Source organism: Haladaptatus halobius, assembly GCF_020618475.1.
Lineage (GTDB): Archaea > Halobacteriota > Halobacteria > Halobacteriales > Haladaptataceae > Haladaptatus > Haladaptatus halobius.
Genome location: NZ_CP085335.1, coordinates 1,723,653 through 1,749,131 on the forward strand (window position 1 = coordinate 1,723,653; position 25,479 = coordinate 1,749,131).

The 25,479-nt window shown below is 64.9% G+C and carries 28 protein-coding genes and 1 pseudogene; 18 read left to right on the forward strand and 11 right to left on the reverse strand.

Annotation, left to right across the window (positions count from 1 at the left end):
• Positions 1–13: 13 nt before the first annotated feature.
• Entirely contained in the window at positions 14–541 is a 528-nt protein-coding gene (locus tag LIW51_RS09970; protein ID WP_227373985.1) for a type 1 glutamine amidotransferase domain-containing protein, read from the reverse strand.
• 44 nt (positions 542–585) lie between these two features.
• Complete coding sequence (locus LIW51_RS09975; protein ID WP_227373986.1) at positions 586–2,733, reverse strand: CDC48 family AAA ATPase; 2,148 nt, start codon at positions 2,731–2,733, stop codon at positions 586–588.
• Positions 2,734–2,810: 77 nt separating this feature from the next.
• Between LIW51_RS09975 and LIW51_RS38495 the strand changes: the two genes are divergently transcribed.
• From LIW51_RS38495 to LIW51_RS09985, 3 genes are all read left to right on the forward strand, one after another.
• A complete protein-coding gene (locus LIW51_RS38495; protein ID WP_255679308.1) occupies positions 2,811–2,945 on the forward strand; it encodes a DUF7128 family protein in 135 nt (44 codons plus the stop codon).
• A gap of 75 nt (positions 2,946–3,020) precedes the next feature.
• Entirely contained in the window at positions 3,021–3,167 is a 147-nt protein-coding gene (locus LIW51_RS09980) for a hypothetical protein (protein WP_227373988.1), read from the forward strand.
• Positions 3,168–3,355: 188 nt separating this feature from the next.
• Positions 3,356–4,270 carry a cation diffusion facilitator family transporter gene (locus tag LIW51_RS09985; protein WP_227373990.1) on the forward strand — a complete coding sequence of 305 codons (915 nt, stop codon included), beginning with the start codon at positions 3,356–3,358 and terminating at the stop codon, positions 4,268–4,270.
• Between the two features lie 5 nt (positions 4,271–4,275).
• On the opposite strand, the pseudogene LIW51_RS09990 reads toward LIW51_RS09985, so the two are convergent.
• Positions 4,276–4,509, reverse strand: a pseudogene (locus tag LIW51_RS09990) (DUF8070 family membrane protein); the annotation flags it as partial.
• A gap of 71 nt (positions 4,510–4,580) precedes the next feature.
• On the opposite strand from LIW51_RS09990, the gene LIW51_RS09995 reads away from it, so the two are divergent.
• On the forward strand, positions 4,581–4,766 hold the full coding sequence (locus LIW51_RS09995) for a hypothetical protein (protein ID WP_227373994.1): 186 nt from the start codon (positions 4,581–4,583) through the stop codon (positions 4,764–4,766).
• Here the strand turns inward: LIW51_RS09995 and LIW51_RS10000 are convergent.
• On the reverse strand, positions 4,758–5,006 hold the full coding sequence (locus LIW51_RS10000) for a DUF7508 domain-containing protein (RefSeq protein WP_227373996.1): 249 nt from the start codon (positions 5,004–5,006) through the stop codon (positions 4,758–4,760). The genes LIW51_RS09995 and LIW51_RS10000 overlap by 9 nt on opposite strands.
• Positions 5,006–5,467 (reverse strand): DUF5796 family protein, encoded by a 462-nt coding sequence (locus LIW51_RS10005; RefSeq protein ID WP_227373997.1) that lies wholly within the window; start codon positions 5,465–5,467, stop codon positions 5,006–5,008. The genes LIW51_RS10000 and LIW51_RS10005 overlap by 1 nt, the downstream gene beginning before the upstream one ends.
• 146 nt (positions 5,468–5,613) lie before the next feature.
• Between LIW51_RS10005 and LIW51_RS10010 the strand changes: the two genes are divergently transcribed.
• From LIW51_RS10010 to LIW51_RS10020, 3 genes are read left to right on the forward strand one after another with little or no spacing between them, the layout of a single operon-like run.
• A complete protein-coding gene (locus LIW51_RS10010; protein WP_227373998.1) occupies positions 5,614–6,684 on the forward strand; it encodes a hemolysin family protein in 1,071 nt (356 codons plus the stop codon).
• A gap of 56 nt (positions 6,685–6,740) precedes the next feature.
• On the forward strand, positions 6,741–7,586 hold the full coding sequence (locus tag LIW51_RS10015; RefSeq protein WP_227373999.1) for a shikimate kinase: 846 nt from the start codon (positions 6,741–6,743) through the stop codon (positions 7,584–7,586).
• The gene (locus LIW51_RS10020) at positions 7,583–7,849 is read left to right on the forward strand and encodes a chorismate mutase (RefSeq protein WP_227376782.1); all 267 of its coding nucleotides are present in this window, start codon (positions 7,583–7,585) and stop codon (positions 7,847–7,849) included. The genes LIW51_RS10015 and LIW51_RS10020 overlap by 4 nt, the downstream gene beginning before the upstream one ends.
• A 235-nt stretch (positions 7,850–8,084) precedes the next feature.
• Here the strand turns inward: LIW51_RS10020 and LIW51_RS10025 are convergent, their stop codons facing one another.
• From LIW51_RS10025 to LIW51_RS10045, 5 genes are all read right to left on the reverse strand, one after another.
• Positions 8,085–8,762 (reverse strand): helix-turn-helix domain-containing protein, encoded by a 678-nt coding sequence (locus tag LIW51_RS10025; protein ID WP_227374000.1) that lies wholly within the window; start codon positions 8,760–8,762, stop codon positions 8,085–8,087.
• Positions 8,740–9,384 (reverse strand): imidazole glycerol phosphate synthase subunit HisH, encoded by a 645-nt coding sequence (gene hisH / locus LIW51_RS10030; protein WP_227374001.1) that lies wholly within the window; start codon positions 9,382–9,384, stop codon positions 8,740–8,742. The genes LIW51_RS10025 and hisH overlap by 23 nt, the downstream gene beginning before the upstream one ends.
• A gap of 546 nt (positions 9,385–9,930) precedes the next feature.
• Positions 9,931–10,401, reverse strand: a complete 471-nt coding sequence (locus tag LIW51_RS10035) for a GNAT family N-acetyltransferase (protein ID WP_227374002.1) — start codon at positions 10,399–10,401, stop codon at positions 9,931–9,933.
• A 104-nt stretch (positions 10,402–10,505) separates the two neighbouring features.
• A complete protein-coding gene (locus LIW51_RS10040) occupies positions 10,506–11,186 on the reverse strand; it encodes a carbonic anhydrase (protein WP_227374003.1) in 681 nt (226 codons plus the stop codon).
• A 140-nt stretch (positions 11,187–11,326) separates the two neighbouring features.
• Entirely contained in the window at positions 11,327–11,926 is a 600-nt protein-coding gene (locus LIW51_RS10045; protein ID WP_227374004.1) for a hypothetical protein, read from the reverse strand.
• 211 nt (positions 11,927–12,137) lie between these two features.
• Between LIW51_RS10045 and LIW51_RS10050 the strand changes: the two genes are divergently transcribed.
• From LIW51_RS10050 to LIW51_RS10100, 11 genes are all read left to right on the forward strand, one after another.
• Positions 12,138–13,232 carry an SDR family oxidoreductase gene (locus LIW51_RS10050; protein WP_227374005.1) on the forward strand — a complete coding sequence of 365 codons (1,095 nt, stop codon included), beginning with the start codon at positions 12,138–12,140 and terminating at the stop codon, positions 13,230–13,232.
• Positions 13,233–13,336: 104 nt separating this feature from the next.
• On the forward strand, positions 13,337–14,605 hold the full coding sequence (locus tag LIW51_RS10055; protein WP_227374006.1) for a cation:proton antiporter: 1,269 nt from the start codon (positions 13,337–13,339) through the stop codon (positions 14,603–14,605).
• A 97-nt stretch (positions 14,606–14,702) separates the two neighbouring features.
• On the forward strand, positions 14,703–14,984 hold the full coding sequence (locus LIW51_RS10060) for a DUF7553 family protein (protein WP_227374007.1): 282 nt from the start codon (positions 14,703–14,705) through the stop codon (positions 14,982–14,984).
• An 80-nt stretch (positions 14,985–15,064) separates the two neighbouring features.
• On the forward strand, positions 15,065–15,346 hold the full coding sequence (locus LIW51_RS10065) for a hypothetical protein (protein WP_227374008.1): 282 nt from the start codon (positions 15,065–15,067) through the stop codon (positions 15,344–15,346).
• A 25-nt stretch (positions 15,347–15,371) separates the two neighbouring features.
• On the forward strand, positions 15,372–16,685 hold the full coding sequence (locus LIW51_RS10070; protein WP_227374009.1) for an erythromycin esterase family protein: 1,314 nt from the start codon (positions 15,372–15,374) through the stop codon (positions 16,683–16,685).
• Complete coding sequence (locus LIW51_RS10075) at positions 16,682–17,602, forward strand: glycosyltransferase family 2 protein (RefSeq protein ID WP_227374010.1); 921 nt, start codon at positions 16,682–16,684, stop codon at positions 17,600–17,602. Before LIW51_RS10070 ends, LIW51_RS10075 begins: the two co-directional genes overlap by 4 nt.
• A gap of 44 nt (positions 17,603–17,646) precedes the next feature.
• A complete protein-coding gene (locus LIW51_RS10080; RefSeq protein WP_227374011.1) occupies positions 17,647–19,125 on the forward strand; it encodes a sulfatase-like hydrolase/transferase in 1,479 nt (492 codons plus the stop codon).
• Positions 19,126–19,128: 3 nt separating this feature from the next.
• Positions 19,129–20,373, forward strand: coding sequence for a glycosyltransferase family 4 protein (locus LIW51_RS10085; protein WP_227374012.1), 1,245 nt, complete (start codon positions 19,129–19,131; stop codon positions 20,371–20,373).
• Positions 20,374–20,755: 382 nt separating this feature from the next.
• Entirely contained in the window at positions 20,756–21,931 is a 1,176-nt protein-coding gene (locus tag LIW51_RS10090) for an inositol-3-phosphate synthase (RefSeq protein WP_368411783.1), read from the forward strand.
• 4 nt (positions 21,932–21,935) lie between these two features.
• A complete protein-coding gene (locus LIW51_RS10095) occupies positions 21,936–23,174 on the forward strand; it encodes a glycosyltransferase family 4 protein (protein ID WP_227374014.1) in 1,239 nt (412 codons plus the stop codon).
• Positions 23,175–23,176: 2 nt separating this feature from the next.
• On the forward strand, positions 23,177–24,382 hold the full coding sequence (locus LIW51_RS10100; protein WP_227374015.1) for a glycosyltransferase: 1,206 nt from the start codon (positions 23,177–23,179) through the stop codon (positions 24,380–24,382).
• Between the two features lies 1 nt (position 24,383).
• Here the strand turns inward: LIW51_RS10100 and LIW51_RS10105 are convergent, their stop codons facing one another.
• On the reverse strand, positions 24,384–25,460 hold the full coding sequence (locus tag LIW51_RS10105; protein WP_227374016.1) for a Gfo/Idh/MocA family protein: 1,077 nt from the start codon (positions 25,458–25,460) through the stop codon (positions 24,384–24,386).
• Between the last annotated feature and the right edge of the window lie 19 nt (positions 25,461–25,479).

A 25,479-nucleotide genomic window follows, 5' to 3' on the forward strand; every position in this document is an offset into this window, starting at 1 on the left:
GCGCAAAAATCCTCTACGCGGGTGATTCGACTTCCTCGCTGACGAACGTCAGCGTCTCGCGCATGAACGCCGGGAGGTCGTCAGGCGCGCGCGAGCAGACGAGGTTGTCGTCGACGACGACTTCCTCGTCCACGAAGTTCGCCCCCGCGTTCTCGATGTCGACTTCGAGCGACCAGTAGCCGGTCGCGGCGCGTCCTTCCAGTACGTCGGCGCTGATGAGCAGTTGCACGCCGTGGCAGATGGACGCAATTGGTTTGTTCTCGGCGTCGAACTCGCGGACGAGGTCGGGGACGCCGGGAGCTTCGAGTCGGAGGTTCTCGGGTGCGCGACCGCCGGGCAGCACGAGCAGGTCGTACTCGCCGACCTCGGCGTCTTCGATGGCGAGGGTGGTGGCGTCGAACGACTGGCCGTGTTTGCTCTCGAACGACTCCCCGTTCGGTGCCGCGACGTCGACCTCGACGTCCCACTCCTGCAGTCGGTAGTACGGGTACGTGAACTCCACGTCCTCGACTCCGTCGCCAGTTACAATGAGCGTGCGCATAGCAACAATACTAGTCCGGTCGAGCGCCTAAATCTGATGGCTAACTACGTCGTCGGTCGAACGAACTCCCGAGCCACGTCGAAGTGGCGCTTCTCGATGACTATCTCGTCCGCCCGCTCGTTCGCTTCCTCCGCACCCCACTCGTCGGCGGCCTCGCGGATGGCTCGCATCGAGGCGTTCCGAACGAGGGCTTCGAGATCCGCGCCCGTGTAGCCGTCGAGTTCCTCGGCAAGGGCGTCCAAATCCACGTCGTCCGTGAGGGGTTTGTCGTCCGCGTGGACGGACAGGATTTTGCGTCGCCCGGCCTCGTCAGGTGCGGAAATCTCGACGTGGGATTCGAGCCTACCGGGACGCAAAAGCGCGGGGTCGATGGCCTCGCGGCGGTTGGTCGCCGCGAGGACGACGAGGTTCGGGTTCTCGGTCAACCCGTCGAGTTCGGTCAGCAGTTGCGAGACGACGCGCTCGGTCACCTCGTGCGATTCGCCGCGTTGAGACGCGAGCGCGTCTATCTCGTCGAAGAACACGATAGCGGGAGAGGCCTGTCGGGCGCGTTCGAACACCTCACGAACCGACTTCTCGCTCTCGCCGACGTATCGGTCGAGGAGTTCCGGCCCGGCGACGTGGACGAAGTTCACGTCGCTCTCGCCCGCCAAGGCGCGGGCGAGGAGCGTCTTCCCCGTGCCCGGCGGTCCGTGGAGCAGGAGGCCGCTCGGCGGTTCCGTGTTCGTCGCTTCGAAGAGGTTGGCGTAGGAGAGCGGCCACTCGACGGCTTCGACGAGCGTCTGTTTCGCGTCCTCCAGTCCTCCTACGTCGTCGAACGATATTTCGGGCGCTTCGGCGACGAACTCGCGCATCGCGGAGGGTTCGACACTCGCCAGCGCGGTGTTGAAGTCCTCGCGGGTGACTTCGACCGAGAGGAGTGCTTCGTCGTCGGCCCCCGCATCCCGCGCCCTGCGGAGCGCGGCCATCGCCGCCTCGGTGACGAGCGCGTGGAGGTCGGCTCCGACGAACCCGTGCGTGGTCGCAGCGAGACGGTCGACGGCCACGTCGTCGGCGAGTGGCATCCCGCGGGTGTGGACTTCGAGAATTTCGCGTCGTCCGCCTTCGTCCGGAGCGCCGATCTCGATCTCGCGGTCGAATCGCCCGCCGCGGCGGAGCGCCGGGTCGATGGCGTCCACGCGGTTCGTCGCCCCGATGACGACGACTTCGCCGCGCGATTCGAGCCCGTCCATCAGTGAGAGCAGCTGAGCGACCAAGCGATTCTCCATGTCGCTCTCCTCGTCGCGCTTGCCTCCGAGGCTGTCCACCTCGTCGAAGAAGACGATGGCGGGCGCGTTCTCCTCGGCCTCGTTGAAGATCTCGCGCAGTCGTTCCTCGCTCTCGCCCTTGTACTTACTCATCACCTCCGGCCCGGAAACGGAGACAAAGTGGGCGTTCACCTCGTTTGCCACGGCCTTGGCGATGAGCGTCTTCCCGGTGCCCGGCGGTCCGTACATCAGGACGCCCTTCGGCGGGTCGATGCCGAGTCGGCGGAAAAGTTCGGGATTCGAGAGCGGAAGTTCGACCATCTCTCGAACCCGTCGAAGCTCCTCGTCCAACCCGCCGATATCCTCGTAGGTCGCGCCAGTCACCTCTGCCAGCGGCGCGTCGTCGTCACCCGACTGCGCTGGCATCACCGAGTCGAGGAGGTTCGACAGGGACACGTTCACGTCGGTCTCGCTCGTCACTCGGACGGTTCCGTCGGGGTCGGTCTTCGAGACGACGAACAGGCCCGCATCGCCGAGTCGCTCGATTCTGGCGCGCTCCCCAGTGCTCACGGGACGATCCAACAGTTCGCGCTTCGCGGCGGCTTCGAGGGTGTCCACGTCGTCCAGCGAGAAGTTCGCCTTCGGAACGACCGTCACCGATTCGGCGTCGGCGACGGAGATGGGTCGCACCGTCACCTCGTCGCCGATTCGAACGCCCGCGTTCGCCCGCGTTTCTGCGTCTATCTGAACGGTGTTCTCCCGGAGCGTGCTGGCGGCGGGCCACACCTTCACGACCGTCGTCTGCTCGCCGTCGAGGGCGACGGTGTCGCCGCTGAGAACGCCGAGTTGCTGGCGGGCCGCGTCCGCGATGCGGGCGATGCCGCGTCCGCCGTCGCGCTTTTCCGCGCCCCTGACGGTGAGCGTGACCGTCGGTTCTTTCGTCATGTCGCTTACTCGTCCCCCGACCGTCTTCAGGGTTTCCCGGGGCAACGCCTTTGTCCGATGCGGGCCACGTCTCAATTATGGTGGCACGAACAGAGCGCGACGACATGACTTGGTATCAGTGCGAACGGTGCGGACTGATGTTCGACGACCAAGGCGACGCGAAACGACACGAGGAGAACTGCGACGCAGAAGATCCCTCCTACATACAGTGACCGGCGATTCCTCGAATCGCCGGGCATGACTTATGCAACCACAGCGTTGAAACGAATGGCCGCCGTCCGGTCAGTATGGGATATCGCACGACTATCGGCTGGTCGCTTTTCACGTCCGGCGTCGTCACGTTGTTGCTGCACTGGCTCCCCTACCCGTCGATCTACTGGGGCATCGGACTACTCGTGGCCGGTTTGCTGGTGATGTCGCGGCGAATCCTGTAGCTCCAATCGCTCACCATCGATTCGGAAGGCGTCTCCCGGCGGGGGTCGGACTCTCGAAAAGTACCCTGCGAGTCGCTGACTCGGTCGCCGTGCTTTCCGTTCCTGGACGTTTTAGATTCACTCTAAACCGAGCATTTGTTCAATCTAATGGACATATTTTTAACCGCCCTCACTGCACGACAGAACGAATGGTCGACCACCGCATCGCGTTCCTCAAGGCGTCGTGGGTCAACGTCGCCACGAACGTTCTCAAAATCGCGGTGGAGGGCGGCCTCGGACTCGCCTTCGGAAGCCTCGCGCTCGTCGCCGACGCCGCCCACTCAGTGGCCGACTTGCTCGCCAGCGCGGTGGTGCTGGTCTGGGGTCGCCTCTCGTTCGAAGGGCCGGACACCGACCATCCGCACGGTCACGAGCGATTCGAACCGCTCACCGCCCTGTTCGTCGGCGGGACGCTCGTCCTGCTCGGTCTCAAACTGCTCTCCGACGCGTGGCGGACGATCCAGTCCGCGCCCGAACCCCACTACAGCATCTTCCTCGTGGTCGGCCTCGCGTTCGCCTTCGTCGACCGTCTCTTCTGTTACTGGTACACGAAGCGCGTCAACCGCGTCGTCAAATCGCCCGGCCTGACCGCCCTCGTCGCCGACAGCAAGAACGACCTCTACACCACGGCGGCGGCGGTGGTCGGCGTGGCGGGGATGGCCGGCGGAATCCCAGTCCTCGACCCGCTCGCGGGCGCGCTGGTCAGCCTGCTCGTCATCCACCAGGGCGTCGAAGTCTCGCGCGAGAACGTCGATTACCTCGTCGACACCGCCGCACCGGAACGCGTCCGCGAGGAGATTCGGGACGAGATCCTCGCGCACGACGACGTTCACGGCGTCCACGATTTCACCGCCTACCACGCGGGAACCGTGTTGGAAGTCGAGTTCCACGCCGAGGTCGACGCAGAGCACAGTTTCGTCGAAGCCCACGACATCGAGACGGAACTCCGGAACGCGCTCATCTCGCGTGCGGACGTCGGAGACGTTCACGTCCACCTCGACCCGGCGGGACTGGGCGAGTGGAAAGACGCCGACGAAGAACGACCGTCGCCGACCGGGAACTGAGTTCGTCAGAGGAGCGTCGCTATGGCGATGATTCCGAAAACGATGAGTCCGACTCCGTAGAAGACCGACGCCGCATCGGCGTGGTCGCGGTCGCGAGCGGCGAACACGTCGTTCGACCCCGACGAGGCGAGGGCGCTCGCCGCACCTGCGGCGTCACCGCCGGTCGTCGGACCCGCGTTGTCCCCCATGACCGCCGCACGACCGAGCAGGAGTAGCCCGGTTGCGACGGCTCCCAATAGCGCGTATCCGCGGGCGGACGACGGGAATTAGAAAACTATTATCGTCCGTTGTCGGTACCTTCCCGACACGAATGTCCCCGGAACGAACGGAAACCTATCTCGTCGCCATCGTCACCCTCCTCGCGGTCATCGCCTCCCTGCTCGCCGGCGTCGTCACCTCCCTCGGGACGCCGGCGATGGCAACCGCGGCTCTCGTCTTCGTACTCTTCGCGGTCGTCGGAGTCGTCGCGTACGACATGAACCGACGTTCAGCCTAGCCCGGCTCGTTCGCGGTGCTCCTGCACCAACTCCTCCGCGTGCTCCCGCGATTGACACGCTTCCCAGCGCACCTGCTCTGCGTTGCCGTACGCGAGCGCGGTCTTCAGTTCGTCGCACAGGACGCCGGAGTCGATCTCCAGCACCTCGCCGTCGGAACCGAGTTCGTACAGCCCCCAGCGCTCCGGCGCGCGTCCGACCGTCCCTCTGTCGAGCGACCGCCAGCGTTTCGAGAGGGGCATCAGTCGTCCGCGTCGCTTTCGCCGTTCTCGTCGGAGCCTTCGTTCACGAACTCGAACGAGCGTTCGCCCAGTTCGTCCTCCTCGAAGACGAACACCCGACCGCGGGCGATCTCGGGGTCGGCGTCCACCTCGACGGCGTACCCCTCCGAGCGCACCATCACGCCGGGGAACAGCTCTTCTTCCTCGCCGGGTTCGACGATGACCCGCCCGACGCCGCTCGATTCGAGGATCTCGTCGTGGGTCTTGCGGTCGTTGACGTACGTCATCACGCCCTCCGTCTCGGTCGGGTCGGTGACGAGCACTTGTACGAGCTTGCCGGGTTGGGTTCGGAGGGTATCCTGCACTTTCTTCGGAATCCCGTTGTAGAACACCTCTCTCCCGTCGGTGTACTCGACGACGATACCGTCCTCGGTGAGTTCGACGCCGAGCGTGTCCGGGGACACGTCGTTACGAACGCTCATATCAAACGATTGGCCGGGACGGGGGAAAAAGACCGCGCTCCGGGGTGACGTCCTGAATCCTCCGAGCGAAGGATTCGCTTCCGAAATATCGGGGAGCTCGCCGACAGGCAAAGGACTTACCTGTCCGTTGCTGGTACGTGCTGCCGATGGAACCCCCGATAGTCGCGGGTCGGCTCGTCGCGGGACTTCTGTTGATACTGACGAACGGCTACTTCGTCGCCATCGAGTTCGCCCTCACCCGGGTTCGCCAGTACTCGGAATCGGAGTTCGACGCACCCGGCCTGCGGCGGGCGTGGGAGATGACCGACGACCTCGAAATCTATCTCACGAGCTGCCAGGTCGGCATCACCGCCTCTAGTATCGCGGTCGGTATCGTCGCGGAACCGGCGCTGGCGGCCATCTTCGAACCGATTTTTGCTAACACCGGACTCGCCTCCGTCGGAGCGGGGGCGTTTTTAGGTTTTCTCATCATCAATCTCCTCCACTTGACGCACGGCGAACAGACGCCGACGTATCTCGGCGTCGAACGCACGAAGTTCGTCTGCCGATACGGTGCGACGCCGCTGTACTGGTTCCACCGGGCTATCGCCCCGATAATCACGTTCGGAGATGGGATAGCGAAGTGGACACTGAGACTGTTCGGCGTCGAAATCACCGGCGCGTGGAAGGACGCCGAAACCGACGCCATCGAATCGCGCGCCGATCTCCGGAACGAACTGGACTCGGTTCTCGAACGGGGTGACCTCCCCGAGGAACGACACGAAGAAGTGATGAACGCGCTACAAATCGGTGAAACGCCGATTCGGGACATCATGATTCCGCGCGAGGACATCGTGACCGTTTCGACGGAAGGCGCGCTCGATGAGAACCTAGAGCGTGTGCGAAACAACCCCCACACCCGCTTCCCGCTCGTCGGGGAGTCGTTGGCCGACTACCAGGGCAACGTGTACATGCCAGCACTGTACCGCGAACACGACGCGCTCGAATCGGGGGAGGTGACGCTCGAAGAAGTCGCCCACCCCCCGATGACCATCGCCGCGAACACCACCATCAGCGACGCGCTCGACCTGTTACAGGTCGAAAACCAGGAACTCGCGTTGGTGATGGAGGACGGCGAGGTCGTCGGTCTCGTCACTGCGACGGACGCGCTCGAAGAGGTCATCGGTGACCTCCGCGACCCGACCGACGAGCGCGCCGAATCGACCGCATCGACCTGACCGGACACGATTGCGACGACCGCCATCCTGAAGGCGGCCCCCTGCGAACGGAGAGCATGCACGGACGCGCAAAAGCGCCCGCCGCCGGGACGGTGCTCAACGCGCTCGCCACGGGCACCGGATCGGCGTTCGCCATCGACGCCGCCACCACCGCCGACGTGGAACTCGACGACTCCGGCGAGGTTCGGGGCGAGGTCGCGAACGCACCGGACGCCGACACCCGACTCGTGGAGCGATGCGCGGAACTCGTCCTCGAAACGCGGGACGCCGACTACGGCGCGACTGTTCGTACCGAGAGCGACGTGCCGATGGCCTCCGGTCTGAAGAGTTCGAGCGCCGCCGCGAACGCCACGGTGGTTGCGACCCTCGCCGCGCTCGGCGTCGAGATGCCCCGAAAGGACGCCTGCCGCCTCGGCGTGCGGGCGGCCCGCGACGTGGGCGTCACGGTCACGGGAGCCTTCGACGACGCCAGCGCGAGCATGCTCGGCGGCGTGACCGTCACCGACAACGAGCGGGACGAACTGCTCACCCGCGAGGAGGTCGAGTGGGACGTGCTGGTCTGGACGCCGCCGGAGCGAGCCTTCTCGGCGGACGCGGACGCGTCGCGCTGTCGCCGGGTCGCGCCGATGGCCGACCTTGTCGCCGACCTCGCGCTCGACGGGGAGTACGGGCGGGCGATGACCGTCAACGGATTCGCATTCTGCGGCGCGCTCGGATTTCCGACCGACCCCTTGCTCGACGCCCTGCCGGACGTTCGGGGCGTCTCGCTCTCCGGAACCGGCCCGAGTTTCGTCGCGGTCGGCGGGCGGGAGGTTTTAGAGGACGTGCAAGAAAGGTGGGGGACACGGGAGGGAACGACGTGGCTAACGACGACGCAGACAGACGGAACCCGAACGATATGACGCTCGCAGAGCTACGCGAAGAGATAGAATCCATCGACCGCGAGATAGTCGAACTCATCGCCCGCCGAACCTACGTCGCCGAGACGGTGGCGCAGGTGAAAGCGGCCGAGGACATCCCGACGACCGACGAATCGCAGGAACAGCGCGTGATGGACAGGGCGGGGGAGAACGCCGAGCAGTTCGACGTGGATTCGAATCTAGTGAAGGCCATCTTCCGGTTGTTGATAGAACTGAACAAGGTGGAGCAACGGGAAAGCAGGTAGCCGAATCTGGACGTTTCAGCCCTCTATTGGCGGTCGGCCAGTCAGATCTTCTTCCGGCAGTTGCGCTTTCCGTTGTTGCTAGCTGAGCGAAACAAAATACTATCAAGAGAGTAATCACTGAGCATACAACTAGCAGTTCCATGAACCTACTTGCAGTACGATGGATTTCCACTTCAGCAACACGAATCCCACTGAGATTACGAGAAATCCGACGAAGGAGAGTAGTTCGAGCGGCTCACCGAGGACCAGCCACCCCGAGCTCGTCGGCGAGGTCACTGGCCGTCGCCGATTTCGGATGTGCGTAGTACCCAGATTCACGAGCCAGTTGGAACACTTCCCGCTGGCGAGGGGACAACCGCGATAGCGGAAGCTCACCCAATTCAGGGCGGGCGTTCACTTCCGAAATCCCGACGAGTTCGATCTTTGCGGCCTCCAGATTACGAACCTCGTCTAGGGCCGTCTCGATGGCGTGTCGGTCGTTGTGGGTTAAAAGCGGCCAGTGTTCGACTCCCTCTCGAATATCCACCGGTGCGCCGTAGACGAACCCTCTAGCTGTGAACGCGTCGCTCACCTGCTGGGTAGGGTCGTGTTCGACCAGCAGCTCGCGGCTAGCGTTTCCGGGGACGACTGGAGTAGCGTATTCACGCCCGTATGTCATCTCAGACACCGAGAACGGGTGGCCAGACGCACGCGCGACTTCGACCGCCTCATCGAGTTCGGCGCTTTTGTCCCCGAAGAGAGTTACGTGGCTGTTGGCTCGTCGGTCAGCAGTGTGGTATACACCGCGTCCGAGGATTCCGACCTCGACCTCGGAGGAGAGCTCGATGAGCCAACACTCGGGATGGCGGACGGCCAGGTCTACCCGGAGCGCTGCGCCCTGACTTCGAGCGTCACTTGACGGTGATTCGCTCATCTTGGTACTCTCGGGCGTAGTTGACGAAGTTCTGGAGGATTCGGAGACCGAGTTCCCCGCTCTTCTCGGGGTGGAACTGGGTCCCCATCACATTCCCTGCTTCGTTCGCTACGATGGCGGCGAAGTCGAATCCGTAGTCACAGGACGCTATCGTGTGGTAGGCCACTCTCGATTCGTACGAGTGGACGAAGTACGCATAGTCCCCGTCTTCGATACCGTCAACGAGTTGGTGGTCCCGCTCGACCGTGAGTTCGTTCCAACCCATATGCGGTACCTTCACCTCGTGGTTGGGAAGTCGTTCGACACGACCCGGAATCAGATCGAGGCCGTCGATGGTTTCGCCGTCGGGTGCACCCTCCGTACTCTCGGTGAACATGAGTTGGAGCCCGACGCAGATGCCGAGAATGGGCGTCTCCTCGGCAGCCTTGACGAGAACGTCGTGGAAGGGTTCGGAGTTGCGAACGCACTCGCCGAACGCGCCAACGCCAAGGAGAACGAGCGCTTCGGCGGCAGCGATCTCTTCGGGATCGTCGGACATCGTCACCGTCGCGTCAGCTCGTTCGAGCCCGCGCTGAAGACTATGGAGGTTGCCGACCCCGTAATCGATAATGGGGACTTCCATATTCGGATTTCGTAACCTCTGGTTATATGGCTTCACATACGTCGAAGGGAATAGGCACGGTCCACTTCGTTAACTCCCACTACCCCATTTATATACTCGCTCGAGTGAGGGGCTGAAAAGCCCTAAAACAGGACTTTCATGACTGATTAAACTGTATTTTTCGGACCAATCCGTTACGGATTTCACCTATCTGAACAAGGTGGAGCAGCGAGAAAGCAGGTGGCGAACACCGCAGTTAGAGACGATATACCACCGATTGAATCTAACGTCCCTTCGATGGTCGGCCGGGAGCGAGTGGAATCCGGCCTCGGCGAAGCGGGCTACTCGAATTTCGAGTTCGAAACCGGAGAAGCCGCCGTGCCGAGTCTTTCCGGGTCGTGGCTCGTGAGGAAAATCGAACGAAAAGAGATCGAAGCGAGCCAACCTTCCGCATCCGTGGAAGTTCCTCGATTCAGTTCCGTCCTTCTCCGCGGCCCTGACGCTTCAACCGGCCGACCTGGTCTCCGTCCGGGTAACGACAGCACGAATCGAATCGCGGACGGGAAACTACTGAAGCCGCTTTTCCATGACGATTTCGTCGTACCGGCGATTCTCCAGCGGATACTCGCCCGTCTTCTCGTATCCGCGACGCCGATAAAACCCGGGAAGATATGGATGCTTTTCGGGCGTCGTAAGCCAGACGGTAGTGTGGCTGCGATTCCGAACTGCTTCCTCCGCGTGATCCATCAACCGACCACCGATACCTTTCCCTTTCTGACTCTCGTGAACGCCGAGTCGGCTGAGCTTTACGCGAGCAGAATCCGTCGCTTCGAGTCGAACGCCGCCGACCACTTCGTCATCGATTTCGGCGACGTAGACCTGGCGCTTCCAAATCCAGTCCGCGACCTCACTTCTCGTCACGGATTCCGCTTTGGCGGGAAATCCGAGTCGACGGTTCTCCCGATACGCGCTTCGATACACCTGCGTGAGCTTTTCGGCGTCGGTGACGGTAGCGCGCCGAATTTGCGGTTCGGTCATTCAGTTCGTACCACGGAGCGTACAATCGATTTTCATGTCAGCTCGGGGGTCGTCGCATCCCTGCGCGAACGGTATCCGCTGACTGTTCGAACTACCGGAGGTGTTCAGTATTCCCAGAGTCGCTCGATACGCGAGTCGATCTCCGGATGTTCGTCCCGCAGAATCTCGACGTCCGTTTCACCGTCGACGTTGATGACGTGGACGTCCCCACGCCGCCCGGAGTAAACGTCCTGAAAGTCGTACACGACGCCGATAACGTCGACTTCGCGGGGAATCTCGTCGCTCTCCACGAGAAACTCGACCTGCCTATCGACGTTGTACTCCACGAGACGATTCACGGCCTCCGTTCGGCTCGCGTCCGAGGGGAGCGATTCGACGCCCGCTTCGAGGTGCGGCTTCAACAATTCGAGACAGTGGGCGATGCCCGCGGGCTCGGAAATCCCGCCCGTCAGGTCGTCGTACGTCGCCGTAACGGCTCCGCACCCCGTGTGGCCGACGACGACGACGGTTTCGGTTCCCGTGTGCTCGACCGGATAGAGGACGTCGCCCGAGACCACGTCGCCGGATTCGGTTCGCTGGACGACGCGGTTTCCGATGTTGCCACACGTGAAGATTCGCCCGGGTACGTCGTTCCCCCAGATGCGGTCTTGCAGGACGCGAGAGTCCGAGCAACAGACGGTAACCGCGTCCGGCCGTTGGGCGTCTTGCACCTCGTCAAATCGGGACTGAAACTCGCTCGCGTGTTCCGAATTGTTCCGTAACAGTTCGATGAACGTCGCATGCATAGTTGTGCAGAAACGCTCCGTCAAATATAGTCATCGGTTCTACCGCGAGTACGGAATCCGATCGACGGTTCGGCTGCCATCGACACCGCCTCGACGGACTCGGTGCGTGAACAGCGAGAGCTATGACGATGTCTTGTCGATCACTCTCCGATCGTGAACGTGAAACCCCAATCGAACTCCCGCCACGTTTCCTTTTCTCCGAACGCGGAAATGACCGACCTCGAGAGAAACGACTCTTCGAAGAAGTAGTCTCTTGCGGGAAGGCAGTCCTCGGTTTCGGTGTCCGCGCCGAACCAGACGGTGTTCGTCGCCTCCGCGATATCCCGCTCCGGATAGTGCAGTACCGCGTAGTCGGTTCGGATACACTCGCCCGCATCGAGCGACCGCCATCGCAGAACGTCGGGGCGAACGAGGCGGACGAGATTCGTCCGCCAGCATCCTCCGACCGGACGGTCGGGAACGATCCGTTCGTCGGTTCCGAAGACGTGCTTTTGAAGCTCCCGCTCGCTCGGAACGAGAACGAGCGGACTATCGCCTCGACTCCAGACGTTGGAGAACGGTCGAATCGAGCCGAACCCGACGGTTTGCTCGGTCGAGGACTGGTTCTCGAACACCGCGCGAACCCGAGCCGGAGCGTCGGGCGATAACCCGCGAAGCTTCTCGACTCCGAGCCGGAACGGTGCGTCCGTCGGTTGCGGGTCGCCGGCAACGTCCACGCTCGGATACCGTCCGGGGTCCATATCTACTCGTACACGCCCGTCACGATAAACGCGGGCTACTCAGACGGATTGTGGCGATTCGAACGCGGTGGAGCGACGGAAGTCCCGACGAGAAGACGAGTCGATAAGCGAGAGTTTCGTCGAACCACATTTGACACCGAGGGACAGCCATCGCCGTTAAGGATGTCCTGACCGTTTCACAGAACCCTGGCATGGGATCGGAGGAGAAACCATGAGTTTAGACGAAGACCGCGTTCACGACGAACCTACGCACCGAAATCGAGGACGGCGAGCCGCGAACGGGAACCTGAAAAACGTAGAGGAGCAAGTGATCGTGATCACTGGCGCGTCGTCCGGCATCGGTCTGACGACCGCGCGGATGGCCGCGGAGCGCGGGGCGCGACTGGTTCTCGCCGCGCGTAGCGAGGACGCCTTGCAGGAGCTAACCAAGGAGATTACGCAGGGGGGAGGCGAAGCGGTGTACGTCGCCGCCGACGTCAGCGACCGGGACGACGTCCGCGAAATCGCCCGAGTGGCGGAGGAGACGTACGGCGGTTTCGACACGTGGGTCAACGTCGCGGGCGTCTTCATCTACGGCAAACTGGAGGACACCCCCGTCGAGGATATGCGTCGGCAGTTCGAAACTAACGTCTGGGGGCTGCTGTACGGTTCGCTCGAAGCCGCCGATCGCCTGAAAGAGCGCGGCGGTGCGATAATCAACATCGGCAGCGCCCTGTCCGATCGTGCCCTGCTACTGCAAGGCAGCTACTCGGCCTCCAAGCACGCCGTCAAAGGTTTCACCGACGCCCTTCGCATGGAACTGGAGGAAGAAGACGTGCCCGTGTCCGTGACGCTCATCAAACCGAGCGCCATCGACACGCCGTACACGCAGCACGCGAAAAACTACATGGACAAGGAGGCGCAGCTACCGCCGCCCATCTACGCGCCGGAGACGGTGGCGCGCGCGATTCTGCACTCCGCGGAAAACCCGGAACGAGACGTGTTCGTCGGAGCGGGCGGCAAGAGTATCTCCATGCTCGGCTACTACGCGTCGAGTCTCATGGACACTATCATGGAAAAGGTGTTCTTCCCGTTGCAACGGAAGGACGATGCGCCGCGCCCGCGTGAACAGAACAGTCTCGACGGCCCGGCGGGCCACCTCGAAGAACGAGGCGGTTACGAGGGACACGTCGCCGAGAGGAGCCTCTACACCGAGGCGTCGTTGCGTCGGAGGGCTAACGCGGTCGTCGCCGGTATCGCGGTCGTCGCTGCGCTGTTGTACGCACGCTACAGGGCGGCACGCGGCAAAGAAAAAGGGAGTACGTAACGGCTGCGTCTCGTGTTACGTCGGTTTGCGGACCGAGAGAACCGAAGTTTCGGAACCCTGCCGATCGCCAAACCGATTTTCACCGTCGATGGCAAAGACGACGTATGGTCGAGGCGTACGTCATCGTGCTGACGGCTCTCGGTGCCGTGATTCTCGCGGCCACCGTACTGCCGGAACTGCTCGGCGACCACGCCGTGTCCGTTCCCGTGGCGTACCTCGGTATCGGTGCGGTCGCGTTCTGGCTTCCGTTCGGGCTTCCTAACCCCGACCCGATAGCGCACAGCGACCTCACGGAGCGACTGGCGGAGTTCGTCGTCATCGTCTCGCTGATGAGCGCGGGACTGAAGATAGACCGACCGTTCTCGATAACGACGTGGACGTCGACGTGGCGACTGCTCGCGGTGACGATGCCCCTCACCGTCGCCGGTGCCGCGATGATCGGCTGGTGGGCGCTCGGACTGGCGCCCGCCGGGGCGATACTGCTGGGCGCCGTCATCGCGCCAACCGACCCGGTTCTCGCCTCGGACGTGCAGGTCGGGCCGCCCGGCGAAGGCGAGCGGGTGACGCCCGAGGAGTCCGGCGGGCGAGAGCACGAGCACGAGGTTCGCTTCACACTGACCTCGGAGGCCGGTCTCAACGACGGCCTCGCGTTCCCCTTCACGAACGCTGCCATCGCCGTCGCCGTCGCGGGACTCGCACCTGTGGCGTGGTTGGGCGATTGGCTGCTCGTCGACGTGCTCTACAAAATCGTCGTCGGCACCGTTGCGGGCCTAGTGTTCGGCTGGTTACTGGCGAAACTCCTGTTTCGCTTCTCGCCGACGACGCGGCTCGCCAGCACGGTCGAAGGGACGGAGGCGCTGGCCGGGACGCTCCTCGTTTACGGCGCGACCGAACTGATTCACGGCTACGGCTTCATCGCCGTCTTCGTCGCCGCGCTGGCGATACGACACTACGAGCGAACTGACGAGTACAATCTGGCGCTCCACGACTTCGCCGAGGTGGTCGAACGCCTGACGATGGCCGTGTTGCTGGCGCTGTTTGGCGGGGCCCTCGCCACCGGCTTGCTCGACCACCTCACGTGGCCCGCCGCCGCGGTCGGCCTCGGGTTCGTCTTCGTCCTACGACCGCTCGCCGGAATGGCTGGTCTCGTCGGTTCGTCGGTCAGCGTGAGCGAGCGGGCGGTCATCTCCTTCTTCGGCATCCGCGGCGTCGGCTCGTTCTACTACCTCGCGCACGCGCTCAACGTGATCTCGATCGCCCGGTCTCGGCTCCTGTGGGCGCTCGTCGCCTTCGTCGTGGTCGTCTCCGTCGTCGTCCACGGAACGACCGCGTTCCCGGCGATGCGGGCGCTCGACCGCCGGGGCGAAGCCTGACCGAGCGAAGTCCGCCGGAGCGGTTCGAGGAAACTGTCGGGCGAAACGCGACGGGCGGGCCACCATCCCTAACTCGGTCGTCGGCGAAGCTGACGGTATGTCCCACCTCGAACGCGCCCGCGAGGAGGTACAGCGAGCCAGTGACCACGCCGACGGCGAGGTTCAGGAGCAACTGCACTCCGTGGACGAAGGGCTCGGCGAACTGACCGACGGCGACAAGACCGGGAGCGGCGAACCGGAGGACGAGGCGGATCGGTTCAACGAACTGGAGGAGAAACTTCGAGGTCTGATGGACGAGTCGGAGGGGGAACTGGAGGAGTCGCTTCGAAACGCGAGGGACGAGTTGGACGCGTATCGGCGGGAAGAGGATTTAGCGTGAGGGCGTGTCGACGGGAAAATCTCGCAGGCCGCTACCCCTAAGTAACTCACTCCCGATTTTCCCCCTCTGGAGGGAAGACGATGTCCGAAACCGAGAGCAAACAGACGACGGACCACGACGAGATTCGGAACTGGGTCGAAGAGAACGACGGACAGTCGGCGAAAGTCGAGGGAACCGGCGACGGCGGGGGGCTGCTCCGCATCGAATTCCCCGACGCGGGGAACGACGAGTCACTGGAGGAGATATCGTGGGACGAGTTCTTCGAAACGTTCGAGGAGAACGACCTCGCGCTCGTCTACCAAGAGGAAACGGAGGGCGGCGGCGAGAGCCGGTTCTCCAAGTTGGTGTCCCGCGAGGAATGACCGGCCGGAGCGAGCAACTTTAGCCATGGCTTTCAACGAACCGCCGAGTACCGAGGGAATCGACGCCGCCGCGCAGGCCGTCCGCGAGCGAGCGCGACCCCTGGCCAACGAATCGACTCTCGATTCGCTCGTCGAGGCCGTCCGCGACTCGCGCTGCGTCATGTTCGGCGAAGCGACGCACGGCACGAGCGAGTTCTACCGCCTGCGGGCGAAGCTCACCGCGCGACTGCTCTGCGAGGAGAACTTCTCGTTCGTGGTCGTCGAAGGTGACTGGACGGACTGCTACGACGTGAACCGCTACGTGAAGGGCGAATCCGACGCGAACCACGCCCGCGACGTGCTGAGCGAGTTCGACCGCTGGCCGACGTGGATGTGGGCGAACTGGGAGGTCGTGGAGTTCGCGGAGTGGCTCCGGGAGCACAACCGGGATAGCGCGGAGAACGCCGGCTTCTACGGACTGGACGTGTACAGCCTGTTCGAGTCGATGGCGGCCGTGGTCGACTACCTCGAAGACGTTGACCCCGAGGCGGTCGAACGCGCCAAGGACGCCTACAAGTGCTTCGAACCGTACGGCGAGGACGCGCGAGAGTACGGTCGCTCGACCCGTCTCGTCCCCGACGACTGCGAGGACGAGGTGGTCGAAATTCTCGCGGAACTCCGCGACCGACGACCCCCGCACGACGCTGAGGACGGAGAGGCGCACTTCAGCGCCGAGCAGAACGCGCTCGTGGCGGCCAACGCCGAGGAGTACTACCGGACGATGGTGCAGAGCAGCGCGGACTCGTGGAACGTCCGCGACCGACACATGGCCGAGACGCTCGACCGACTGCTCGACCACCACGGCTCGGACTCCAAGGCCATCGTCTGGGCGCACAACACCCACGTCGGCGACGCCCGGGCGACCACGATGGCCGAGCGCGACCGGCTGAACATCGGGCAACTCGCTAGGGAGCGGTACGGCGCGGACGACGTTTCGCTGGTCGGGTTCGGCACGCACCACGGCGAGGTCATCGCCGGAAAACGGTGGGGCGCGCCGATGGAACGGATGTCGATACCCGCCGGGCACGCGGGGAGCTATGAGGACGTCTTCCACCGAGCCGGGGCCGAGGACAAACTCCTCGTCTTCTCGGGAGACGGCGGCGAACTCGCGGAACGACGGGGACACCGCGCCGTTGGTGTCGTCTACGATCCGTCACACGAATCGGGGAACTACGTGCCGACGGCGTTGTCGGAACGCTACGACGCGTTCGTCCACGTCGATGAGACGGAGGCGCTCCACCCGCTTCACATCGAGCCAGAGGGTACCGAGGAACCCGAAACGTACCCGTGGGGGATATGACGACGCCGACCGGCGACGAAGAACCGACCGTGAGCGTCGTCCTCCCCACGTACGACCGCGGCGACGTCGTCGGGGACGCCATCGAGAGCGTGCTCGACCAAACGTACCGGAACCTCGAACTGCTGGTCGTGGACGGGGGGTCGACCGACGAGACGCTCGCCGTCGTCGAGTCCGCGGCCGACCCGCGACTGAGCTACCTCCGGCGGGACGAACCGGAGGGGGTGAGCGCCGCCCGAAACATCGGCATCCGCGCCGCAGAGGGGGAATTGGTGGCGTTCATCGACTCCGACGACAGGTGGCGGCGCGAGAAACTGCGAAAGCAGGTGGACGCGCCCCGGACGGAATCGGACTGTGGTGTCGTCTACTGCGGCATGGAGAAGTCACACGGCGAGCCGATGACGAGGGACGGGCGGAGCGGCGACGTTCTAGAGGCGCTGCGACACCTTTCGATACCCACGTACACGTCGCTTCTGTTGGTGACTCGGGAGGCGCTGGACGGCTGCGGAGGGTTCGACGAGCGACTCCCGTGCTTCGAGGATTGGGAACTCTGCCTGCGGCTCGCGCGCCGTTACTCCTTCGCGTACGTGGACGAACCGCTGGTGGTGAAAGGCGACGGCGGCGGTGGCGTCTCGGCCGACCCGGAGAACGTCGCCGCGGCGTATCGGCGGATTCGACGCGAATACGACCTCCCCGACGAGACGCGGGCGCAGTTCCTCGCCGACGCCGGAACGACCTATTGCGAGGACGGCCGACTTCGGGAGGGCCGACCGTATCTCCGGCGGTCGCTCGAACTGGATTTCAGGCCGAACGCGGCGGCCGCGCTGGCGTTCTCGCTCCCCGGGTCGCACGTGCTGTTCGACGCCCTGATCGAGCGCCTGTACGCGGTCGAGCACGCCTCCCGGCGACTACGATGGTGACTCCGCCAGTACAGTTACGGCGGAAGTGGTGGTAGAACTCAACCATGGGGAAGCGGAAGCCGAACGTGTTGCTCGTCGTCGTCGACGCCTGTCGGGCGGACTACGTCGCGCCGTACGCCGACGACGCGAGGACGCCCGAAATCGAGTCGTTCGCCGAGGAATCGACCGTGTTCACTCGGGCCGTCAGCGCCGCGCCGTGGACGCTCCCGAGCGTCACGAGCATCCTGACCGGAAAGTATCCGCACGAACACGGAGCCACTTCGCGGGGGTTCCGGATGCGAGACGGACGGACGATAACCGAGGACCTGTCCGACACGGGCTACCGCTGTTTCCACGTCTCGCCGAAGACGTGGATCGGCGACTGGCTCCCCCAAGGTCGGGGGTTCGACGCCGTGCGGGAGTTCACGGGGCCGCGACACCGGTTCTTCGAGAGCGGGGCCGACGTTCGTCGACTCTCGAAGGGAGTCTCCCGGGGATGGAAGTGGTACGCCACGGTCGCCCGGCGGGCGCTCGATTCGGGGACGCCGCTCCGAAGTCTCGGCAACGCGGCGGCCTTCCGGTTCGCCGAGTCGACCGGCGACGCGTGGCTGGACGACGTTCGGGCCAGTAACCGGGCGGCCAACGTCGTGGACGAACAGGTGGCGGCGGACGACGACGAACCGTTCTTCGGTTACGTCCACCTCATGGATCCGCACCTTCCGTTCTACGTTCCGGATGAGTTTCGAACCGCCGACGTTCGCCCGCCGGGATGCGAGACGCTCTCGGACGAGCACATGTACATGCGGGCGCTCATGGACGATAGCTGGGCGCTTCGACTCGACGAGCGTCGATTGTCGAGCGCCGAGAAGCGTTACCTCCGCACGAGGTACGCCGACGAGGTAGAGTACGCGGACGCGGTCGTCGGGCGAATCCTCGACAGCCTCGAAGCGCACGGCCACGCGGACGACACGATGGTCGTGCTCACCGCCGACCACGGGGAACACCTCGGCGAGCGCGCCGACGGACGAACGCTCGTCGACCACCAGACGTCGGTTCGTCTACCGCTGCTCAGGGTTCCGTTGCTGGTTCGATACCCGGGGCGGTTCGACGCGGACGAGCAGGACGACCTCGTCCAGACGACCTATGTCGCGGAGACGGTGCGCGCGCTCGCCGGGCTGGAACACGACCCGCGCAGGTCGCTGCTCGACGCCGACCGCGACGAACGAGGGGAGACGGCGCTCGCGGAGTACGCGGGCGTCGTCGCCTCCCACCCGCCGGACGACGTTCGGGACGAGCGACTGACGACGCATCGAACCAGCGCCGTCGCGGGCGAGTGGAAATTGGACAGGGTCGGCGACCGATGGCGGGCCGCGGAGATCGATTGGGATGCGAACGAGGCGCGCGAAATCGACCCCGAGGAGATGCCCGAAGGCGTGCGAGAGACGCTTCGTGCGGCACATCCTTCGGACGAAGAGGTGGCCTCAGGGTCGCGGTCGGTTCCCGACGACGTGGAGCGGAACCTCCGAGAGTTGGGCTACATGTGACCGATGCACGTCTGTCTCCTCTCCGACGGCTACCCGCCGTGGGAGCGCGGCGGCGCGCAGAAAGTAGCCGCGCAACTCGCGCGAGGGTACGCCGAGCGCGGGCATCGAACGTCCGTCGTCACCACGGTCGATTCGACCGTCGACGTCGGTCGGGCCACCATCGACGGGGTCGATGTGTATCGCATCTACTCGCCGCGCTGGCCGGCGCTGTTGCCGTACCTCAGCGTGTTCAATCCATTCGTCGTACCGCAGTGCGGGCGATTGTTCGACCTGCTCGACCCCGACGCGGTTCACGCGCAGAACGTCCACCGCCTCTCGAACCGGAGTCTGCGTCTGGCCGCCGAACGCGGGATTCCGGTCGTGAAGACGTACCACGACGCCGGAACCGTCTCCTACGGCGAACTCACCGACTTCGTCGAGCGACATCCGGCGGAGGGAAAGCGACCGATTCCGACCGACTGGTATCGGGTGAATCCGCGGCGACAGTTCCGCGGGCAGGGGGTGCGCTACTTCCCGCTCAGGAACCGACTGAACCGGCGGCACCTCGACCGCGATGTTTCGGTCGGCGTCGCCGTGAGCGACGAACTCCGACGGGCGCTCGAAGCGAACGGCGTCGCCTGCCACGAAACGATCCACAACGGCGTCGACGCGTCCGAAGCGACCGCCGACGGGACGGCGTTCCGCAGGGAGCACGACCTCGACGGAACTCGATTCGTCCTGTTCGGAGGTCGAACCGGTTACAACAAGGGCGGCCACCATCTCGCTCGCGCGTTCGCGGGGGCCGCCGACGCCGTCGACGCGCCCGTCAGACTCGTCGTGACCGGCGACCGAGACTACGTTTCCGAGATGCGCGACGCGAGCGGCGAACGCGGCGACGATATCGTCACGACCGGATGGCTTCCGCGCTCGGAACTGCGCGCGGCGCTCTCGGCGGCGACCGTCGTCGCCACCCCGTCGGTGTTCCTCGACCCGTTTCCGACGACCAACCTGGAGGCGTTCGCGGCCGGAACGCCGGTTGTGACGACGTGGTTCGGCGGGGCGAAGGAACTCGTGAACCACGGCGAGGACGGAATCGTCGTCAACCCCCGCGACGTGGACGCGCTTTCGGCGGCGCTTCGTCGTTTCCTCGCCGACCCGGAGCGCGCGTCGGCGTACGGTGCGGCGGGCCGTCGAAAGGTCGAACGCGAGTTCACCGTCGAGGGGACGGTGGACGACTACCTCGACGTGCTCCGGCGCGCGATCGGGTGACGAAAATCGAGGGTTCCGCCCGTCTTGCGGTGACTCGTCCTGTACGGCCAGCGAGTTTATAGAAATTCGTCACGTAGCTGTATCGCCCGATATTTGTTAGGGTTCACCGCCGACGGAGGAAAATGACGGTGGGGTGGGGGACAATGAAACTAGATCAGAACGATACTGTTAGCCGATTGGACGCTATCATCGGATGGTCAGCAAGCAACGATACGTATAGACGAACGAATGTGCGACGGAGCAGTTATCGGCCTACCGGCGGACGAACGGCGAACGCGGAGCGTCGGTCGAACGCCGCCGGTCGGCGTCGAACGGAAGTGGTTCCGTGAGCGAGATCGGCATCTGGCTCGTCGGCGCTCGCGGCAACATCGCCACGACGGCAATGGTTGGCGCTCGCGCGGTGGCGTCCGGGGTGACCGACCCGACAGGGATGGTGACGGCGCGAAAACCGTGCACTGAACTCTCGCTTCCCGACCTCGACGAGTTCGTCTTCGGCGGTCACGACATCCGAACCGGGAGCGTTCTGGAGTCCGCCCGTCGGCTCTCGGAGAACAACGGGACGCCGAGCGCGGCGACGCTGTCGGCGGTCGAGGACGACCTGTCGGCCATCGACCAGCGCATCAGAACCGGTACGGCGCTCAACTGCGGCACCGCGGTCGCGGAGATGGCCGACGCGACCCCGCTCGAAGCCGACCGAACCGTCTCCGAAATCGTCGAGCGGATTCGGGACGACTACGACGAGTTCCGCCGGGCGAACGACCTCGACGCGGTCGTCGTCGTCAACGTCGCCTCGACGGAGCCGGTGCCGGACGACCCGGAGCGGTACGACAGCATCGATGCGTTCGAACGGGCCGTCGAGACCGACGACCGCGACCTTCCGGCGAGTTCGCTGTACGCCTACGCGGCGCTCGCCGAGGGACACCCCTACGCGAACTTCACGCCGAGCACCGGGAGCGCGCTCGGCGGGTTGCGCGAACTCGCCGAGCGTGAGGGCGTTCCGCACATGGGCAACGACGGGAAGACCGGCGAATCGCTGGTGAAAGCCGCGCTCGCGCCGATGTTCGCCGGTCGAAACCTCCGCGTTCGGTCGTGGGAGGGGCATAACATCCTCGGGAACACGGACGGCCACGTCCTCGAAGACGACACCAACAAGGAGGGCAAACTGGCGAGCAAGGGCGGAATCTTGGAGGGAATCCTCGACCCACCGTTCCACAACCGGGTTCGAATCGACTACACGCCGTCGCTCGACGACTGGAAGACGGCGTGGGACTACATCCACTTCGAGGGCTTCCTCGACACGGAGATGACGATGCAGTTCACGTGGGAGGGTTCGGACTCGGCCCTCGCCGCGCCGCTGGTGCTCGACCTGGTTCGCCTGCTCGTCCACGCTGACGAACGGGGGAGAGCGGGGCTCCAGCGACAGTTGGCGTCGTTCTTCAAGTCCCCGCTCGACGTGGACGAACACGACCTCTCCCGGCAGTTCCGGCGACTGTCCGAGTACGCCGACAAGGGCGCGACTGGGGAGGGGGAGGCGACGACGGAAGCCACGACGGACTGAGACCATGCGTGTTCTGCAAGTCGTTCATGAGCTTCCGACCGACACGCTCGGCGGGACGGAGCTGTACACGGTGGAACTCGCGGAGCGACTCGGCCGAAACCACGAGGTCAAAATCGCCGCGCCGAGCGACGGACCGGCGGCGATTGACGGCGTTCCCGTCAGTTCGCTTCCGGCCACGGAGACCCAGGAGGACAACGGACTGTCGGGGACGGTTCGGCCCGACGTGGACGCCCGCGTCGCCGACGTGCTCGACTCGTTCGACCCGGATATCGTCCACCTCCAGCATTTCAAGGGGTTGTCGTCGTCGATTCCGAACCTGTGCGCCGAGCGGAACGTCGCCTGCGTCGCCACGCTCCACGACTTCTGGACACTCTGTCACCGCGAGCATCTGTACCGCCCCGAGGGGACGCTCTGCTCCGGCCCCGAATCGGTGGCGAAGTGCGCCGACTGCTACCGCGCGGCGGCGAAGCGGACGAAGACAGACGGCGGCAACGAGCGCGTCAGCGCTCGGCGGTCGGTCGACGGCCGCTACCGCGTCCCGGTCGAGCGTCGCCGGAACAAACTGTCGGAGGCACTGGCGGCGACCGACCTGCTCATCTCGCCCTCGGCGTTCCTCCGAGAGACGTTCGTCGAGTACGGCACCGACCCGGACGACATCGTGATTCGCCGCAACGGAATCGCGGTCAAGCGGTTCGAGGACACCGGCTTCGCCCAGGCCGAACCGCTTCGATTCGGCTACGCCGGACGCATCGCGGAGTCGAAGGGCGTCCACCTCCTGCTCGAAGCGTTTCGGCGGGTGGAGGGCGACGTTCGGCTGGACGTTTTCGGCGCGTTCGACCCCGATAGGTCATACCACTCCCGTCTCGCGCGGTCGGCCGACGACCGCGTTCGATTCCACGGACGGTACGACGACACGGCGTCCCCGTATCGGACGATGGACGTACTCGTGCTTCCGTCGCTCTGGTACGAGAACAGCCCGCTCGTGATTCAGGAGGCGTTCGCGTCGGGAGTGCCGGTCGTCACGGGCGACGTCGGCGGGATGGCCGAACTGGTCGCCGACGGGCGCGACGGACTGACGTTCGAAGTCGGAAACGCCGACTCGCTGGCCGAGACGCTCCGAACGCTCGCCGAGTCGCCGGAGCGCGTCGAGCGACTCCGCCGCGGCGTCGAGAAACCGAAGTCGCTCGACGAGCACGCCGCGGAAATCGAACGCGTGTACGCCCGCTGTCGGCGAGGAGGGTAATCGTGGCGTCGGTGCTCGTCGTCACCAGAGAACCGCCGAATGCGGGCGACCGCATCGTCACCTTCGGGTTCGTCCGCGCGCTGGTCGAGCGCGGCCACGACGTGCACCTGCTCACCTACGACCGCGACGGGAGTTGTCCGGCGGCGTTGCGCTCCGTCTGCGAGTCGGTGACCGTCGTTTCGCAACTCGAGACGCGACTGCCGCCGCGTGCGCGCAAACTTCGGCACTTACTGACCCTGCGCTCGGACGTGATGGGGATGTTCGACTCGACCGCCCTGCGGGACGGGGCGCGGCGAGCGATTCGCTCGCTCGCGCCCGACGCGGTGCTCGCCCAACATCCCTACGTCGGACAGATCTTCCGCGACGACGAGGTACGGCGTGCACTGCGAGCCACCGATTCGCGGGCCGTGACGAACGCGCACGTCGTCGAGTACGCCGCTCACGAACGCTACCGGCGGATGGCGGAGGAGCGAAATCGACGGCTCGAACTCGCGCTGGAAGTGCCCCGGCTTCGACGGGAGGAGTTGGCGGCGTACGACGCCGCCGACCGGACGCTCGTGCTCGGGGCCGAAGACAGGGCGGAACTCGTCGGGCGCGTCTCCGGCCCCGTCCGCCACCAGCACGTCGGCCTCGACGTGGCGGAGTACGCGCCGAGCGAGCGCGGCGAATCGAACGCGAAGCGGTTGCTCTTCTTCGGTTCGTACGGCTGGTTTCCGAACCGCGACGCCGCGACGCATCTGGTCGAGCGAATCCTCCCCGAGATTCGAAACCGGTGTCCCGACGCGGAACTCGCGCTGGTGGGACGCGGCGCGACCGAGGAGATTCGGGAACTGGGGGAGCGGCCCGGCGTCTCGTTCGTCGGCGAGGTCGAGAACCTCGACGGATGGGTTCGAGACGCGAGCGTCGTGGTCGCACCGCTCAGAATCGGCGGCGGGACGCGGCTGAAGATCCTCGAATCGATGGCGTGGGGAACCCCCGTCGTGACGACGCCCGCCGGGTTCGATGGGGTCGACGCGCGAGCGAGCGTCGACGTCGCCGTCGCGGAGACGCCGGAGTCGTTCGCCGCGGCGACCGCGGCCCTGTTGAATTCCGCGGGCGAGTGGCGGCGACTCGGCCGCAACGCGCGTCGGCGAATCGAGCGACTATACTCGATTCGGGCGGCGGGGGACGAACTCGAATCGAACCTCGGGCTCGCCGAGCGCGAGTGAGCTACATCGACTCCCGGGCGCGCTCCATCAGCGTCAGCACCCATCGACTCCGCGACAGCGGAACTGGCGGCTGCCGACCCTCTCGGAAGGCGGTCGCGGCCTCGTTGAACAGGAAGTAGTGACCGTCGGCGCTCCGCTCGCGGTGAACGCCGTACTCGTCCTCGACGTGCGAAAGGCCGTAGTCGGCGAGGCTGTTGGCCACCCCGAGAAGCGAACTCCGCGCGGTCGTCAGTCCCCGTCGCACCTGTTCGGAGGGGAGGTGGAACGGTCCCTCCTCGCGGTCGTGTGCGTCTACGGTATTCGTCGGAACGTCGACGGTCACCGACCGCTCGGTTCCGTGGACGCGAATCTGGTTGTTCGGCGCTGAGCCGGAGGTGTACGTCACCGAACAAAGCGTGTCGTCGTCGGTGACGTACTGCATCCTCACCCCGTCGTAGCCGACGTCGTCGTCGTACTCCCCGGCGACCCGCGTGCGAACGTCGACGGCCTCCTCGTCCCGCGGCGTTCCCCCGATTGCGAGGGTCAGGTACAGCGGGTGCGGGAACCCCTCCTCTAAATCGCCGCCCGGGAGGTCGAACACCCACGACCCGCGGTAGGTCTCGTCGGGGCGACCCTCCCCCGTGAACGTCGTCTCGACTGCGCGTATCTCCCCCAGTTCGCCGGTACGGATGCGCCGCCGCAGTCGCCTGACGACCGGATAGAACAACCAGTTGTGGACGACCGAGGTCGGTACGTCGTGCTCGCGCGCCGACGCCAGCACGTCCTCCAGTTCGTCGCGGGTCGTCGTCGCCGGTTTCTGGAGCGTGACCGGAATCCCCGACTCGACCGCCTTCGTCGCCAGTTCGGCGTGACTCTGGACGGGAGTCGCGATGTGAACCCAGTCGAGTTCCTCCTCCGAGAACAGAATCTCCGGGTTTGTGTAGGCGGTCGCGCCGTGCTCGGCGGCCGCCTCCCGAGCGCGCGACTCGTCCAGATCGCAGACGGCCGCCAGCGTCGTCTTCGGGTTGCGCGTCAACGCGGGAAAGTGGTTGTTCTCGGCGACAATTCCGGCCCCGATAACCCCGGTACGAAGCGTCATTGGAAAGATTTCGGCGGTT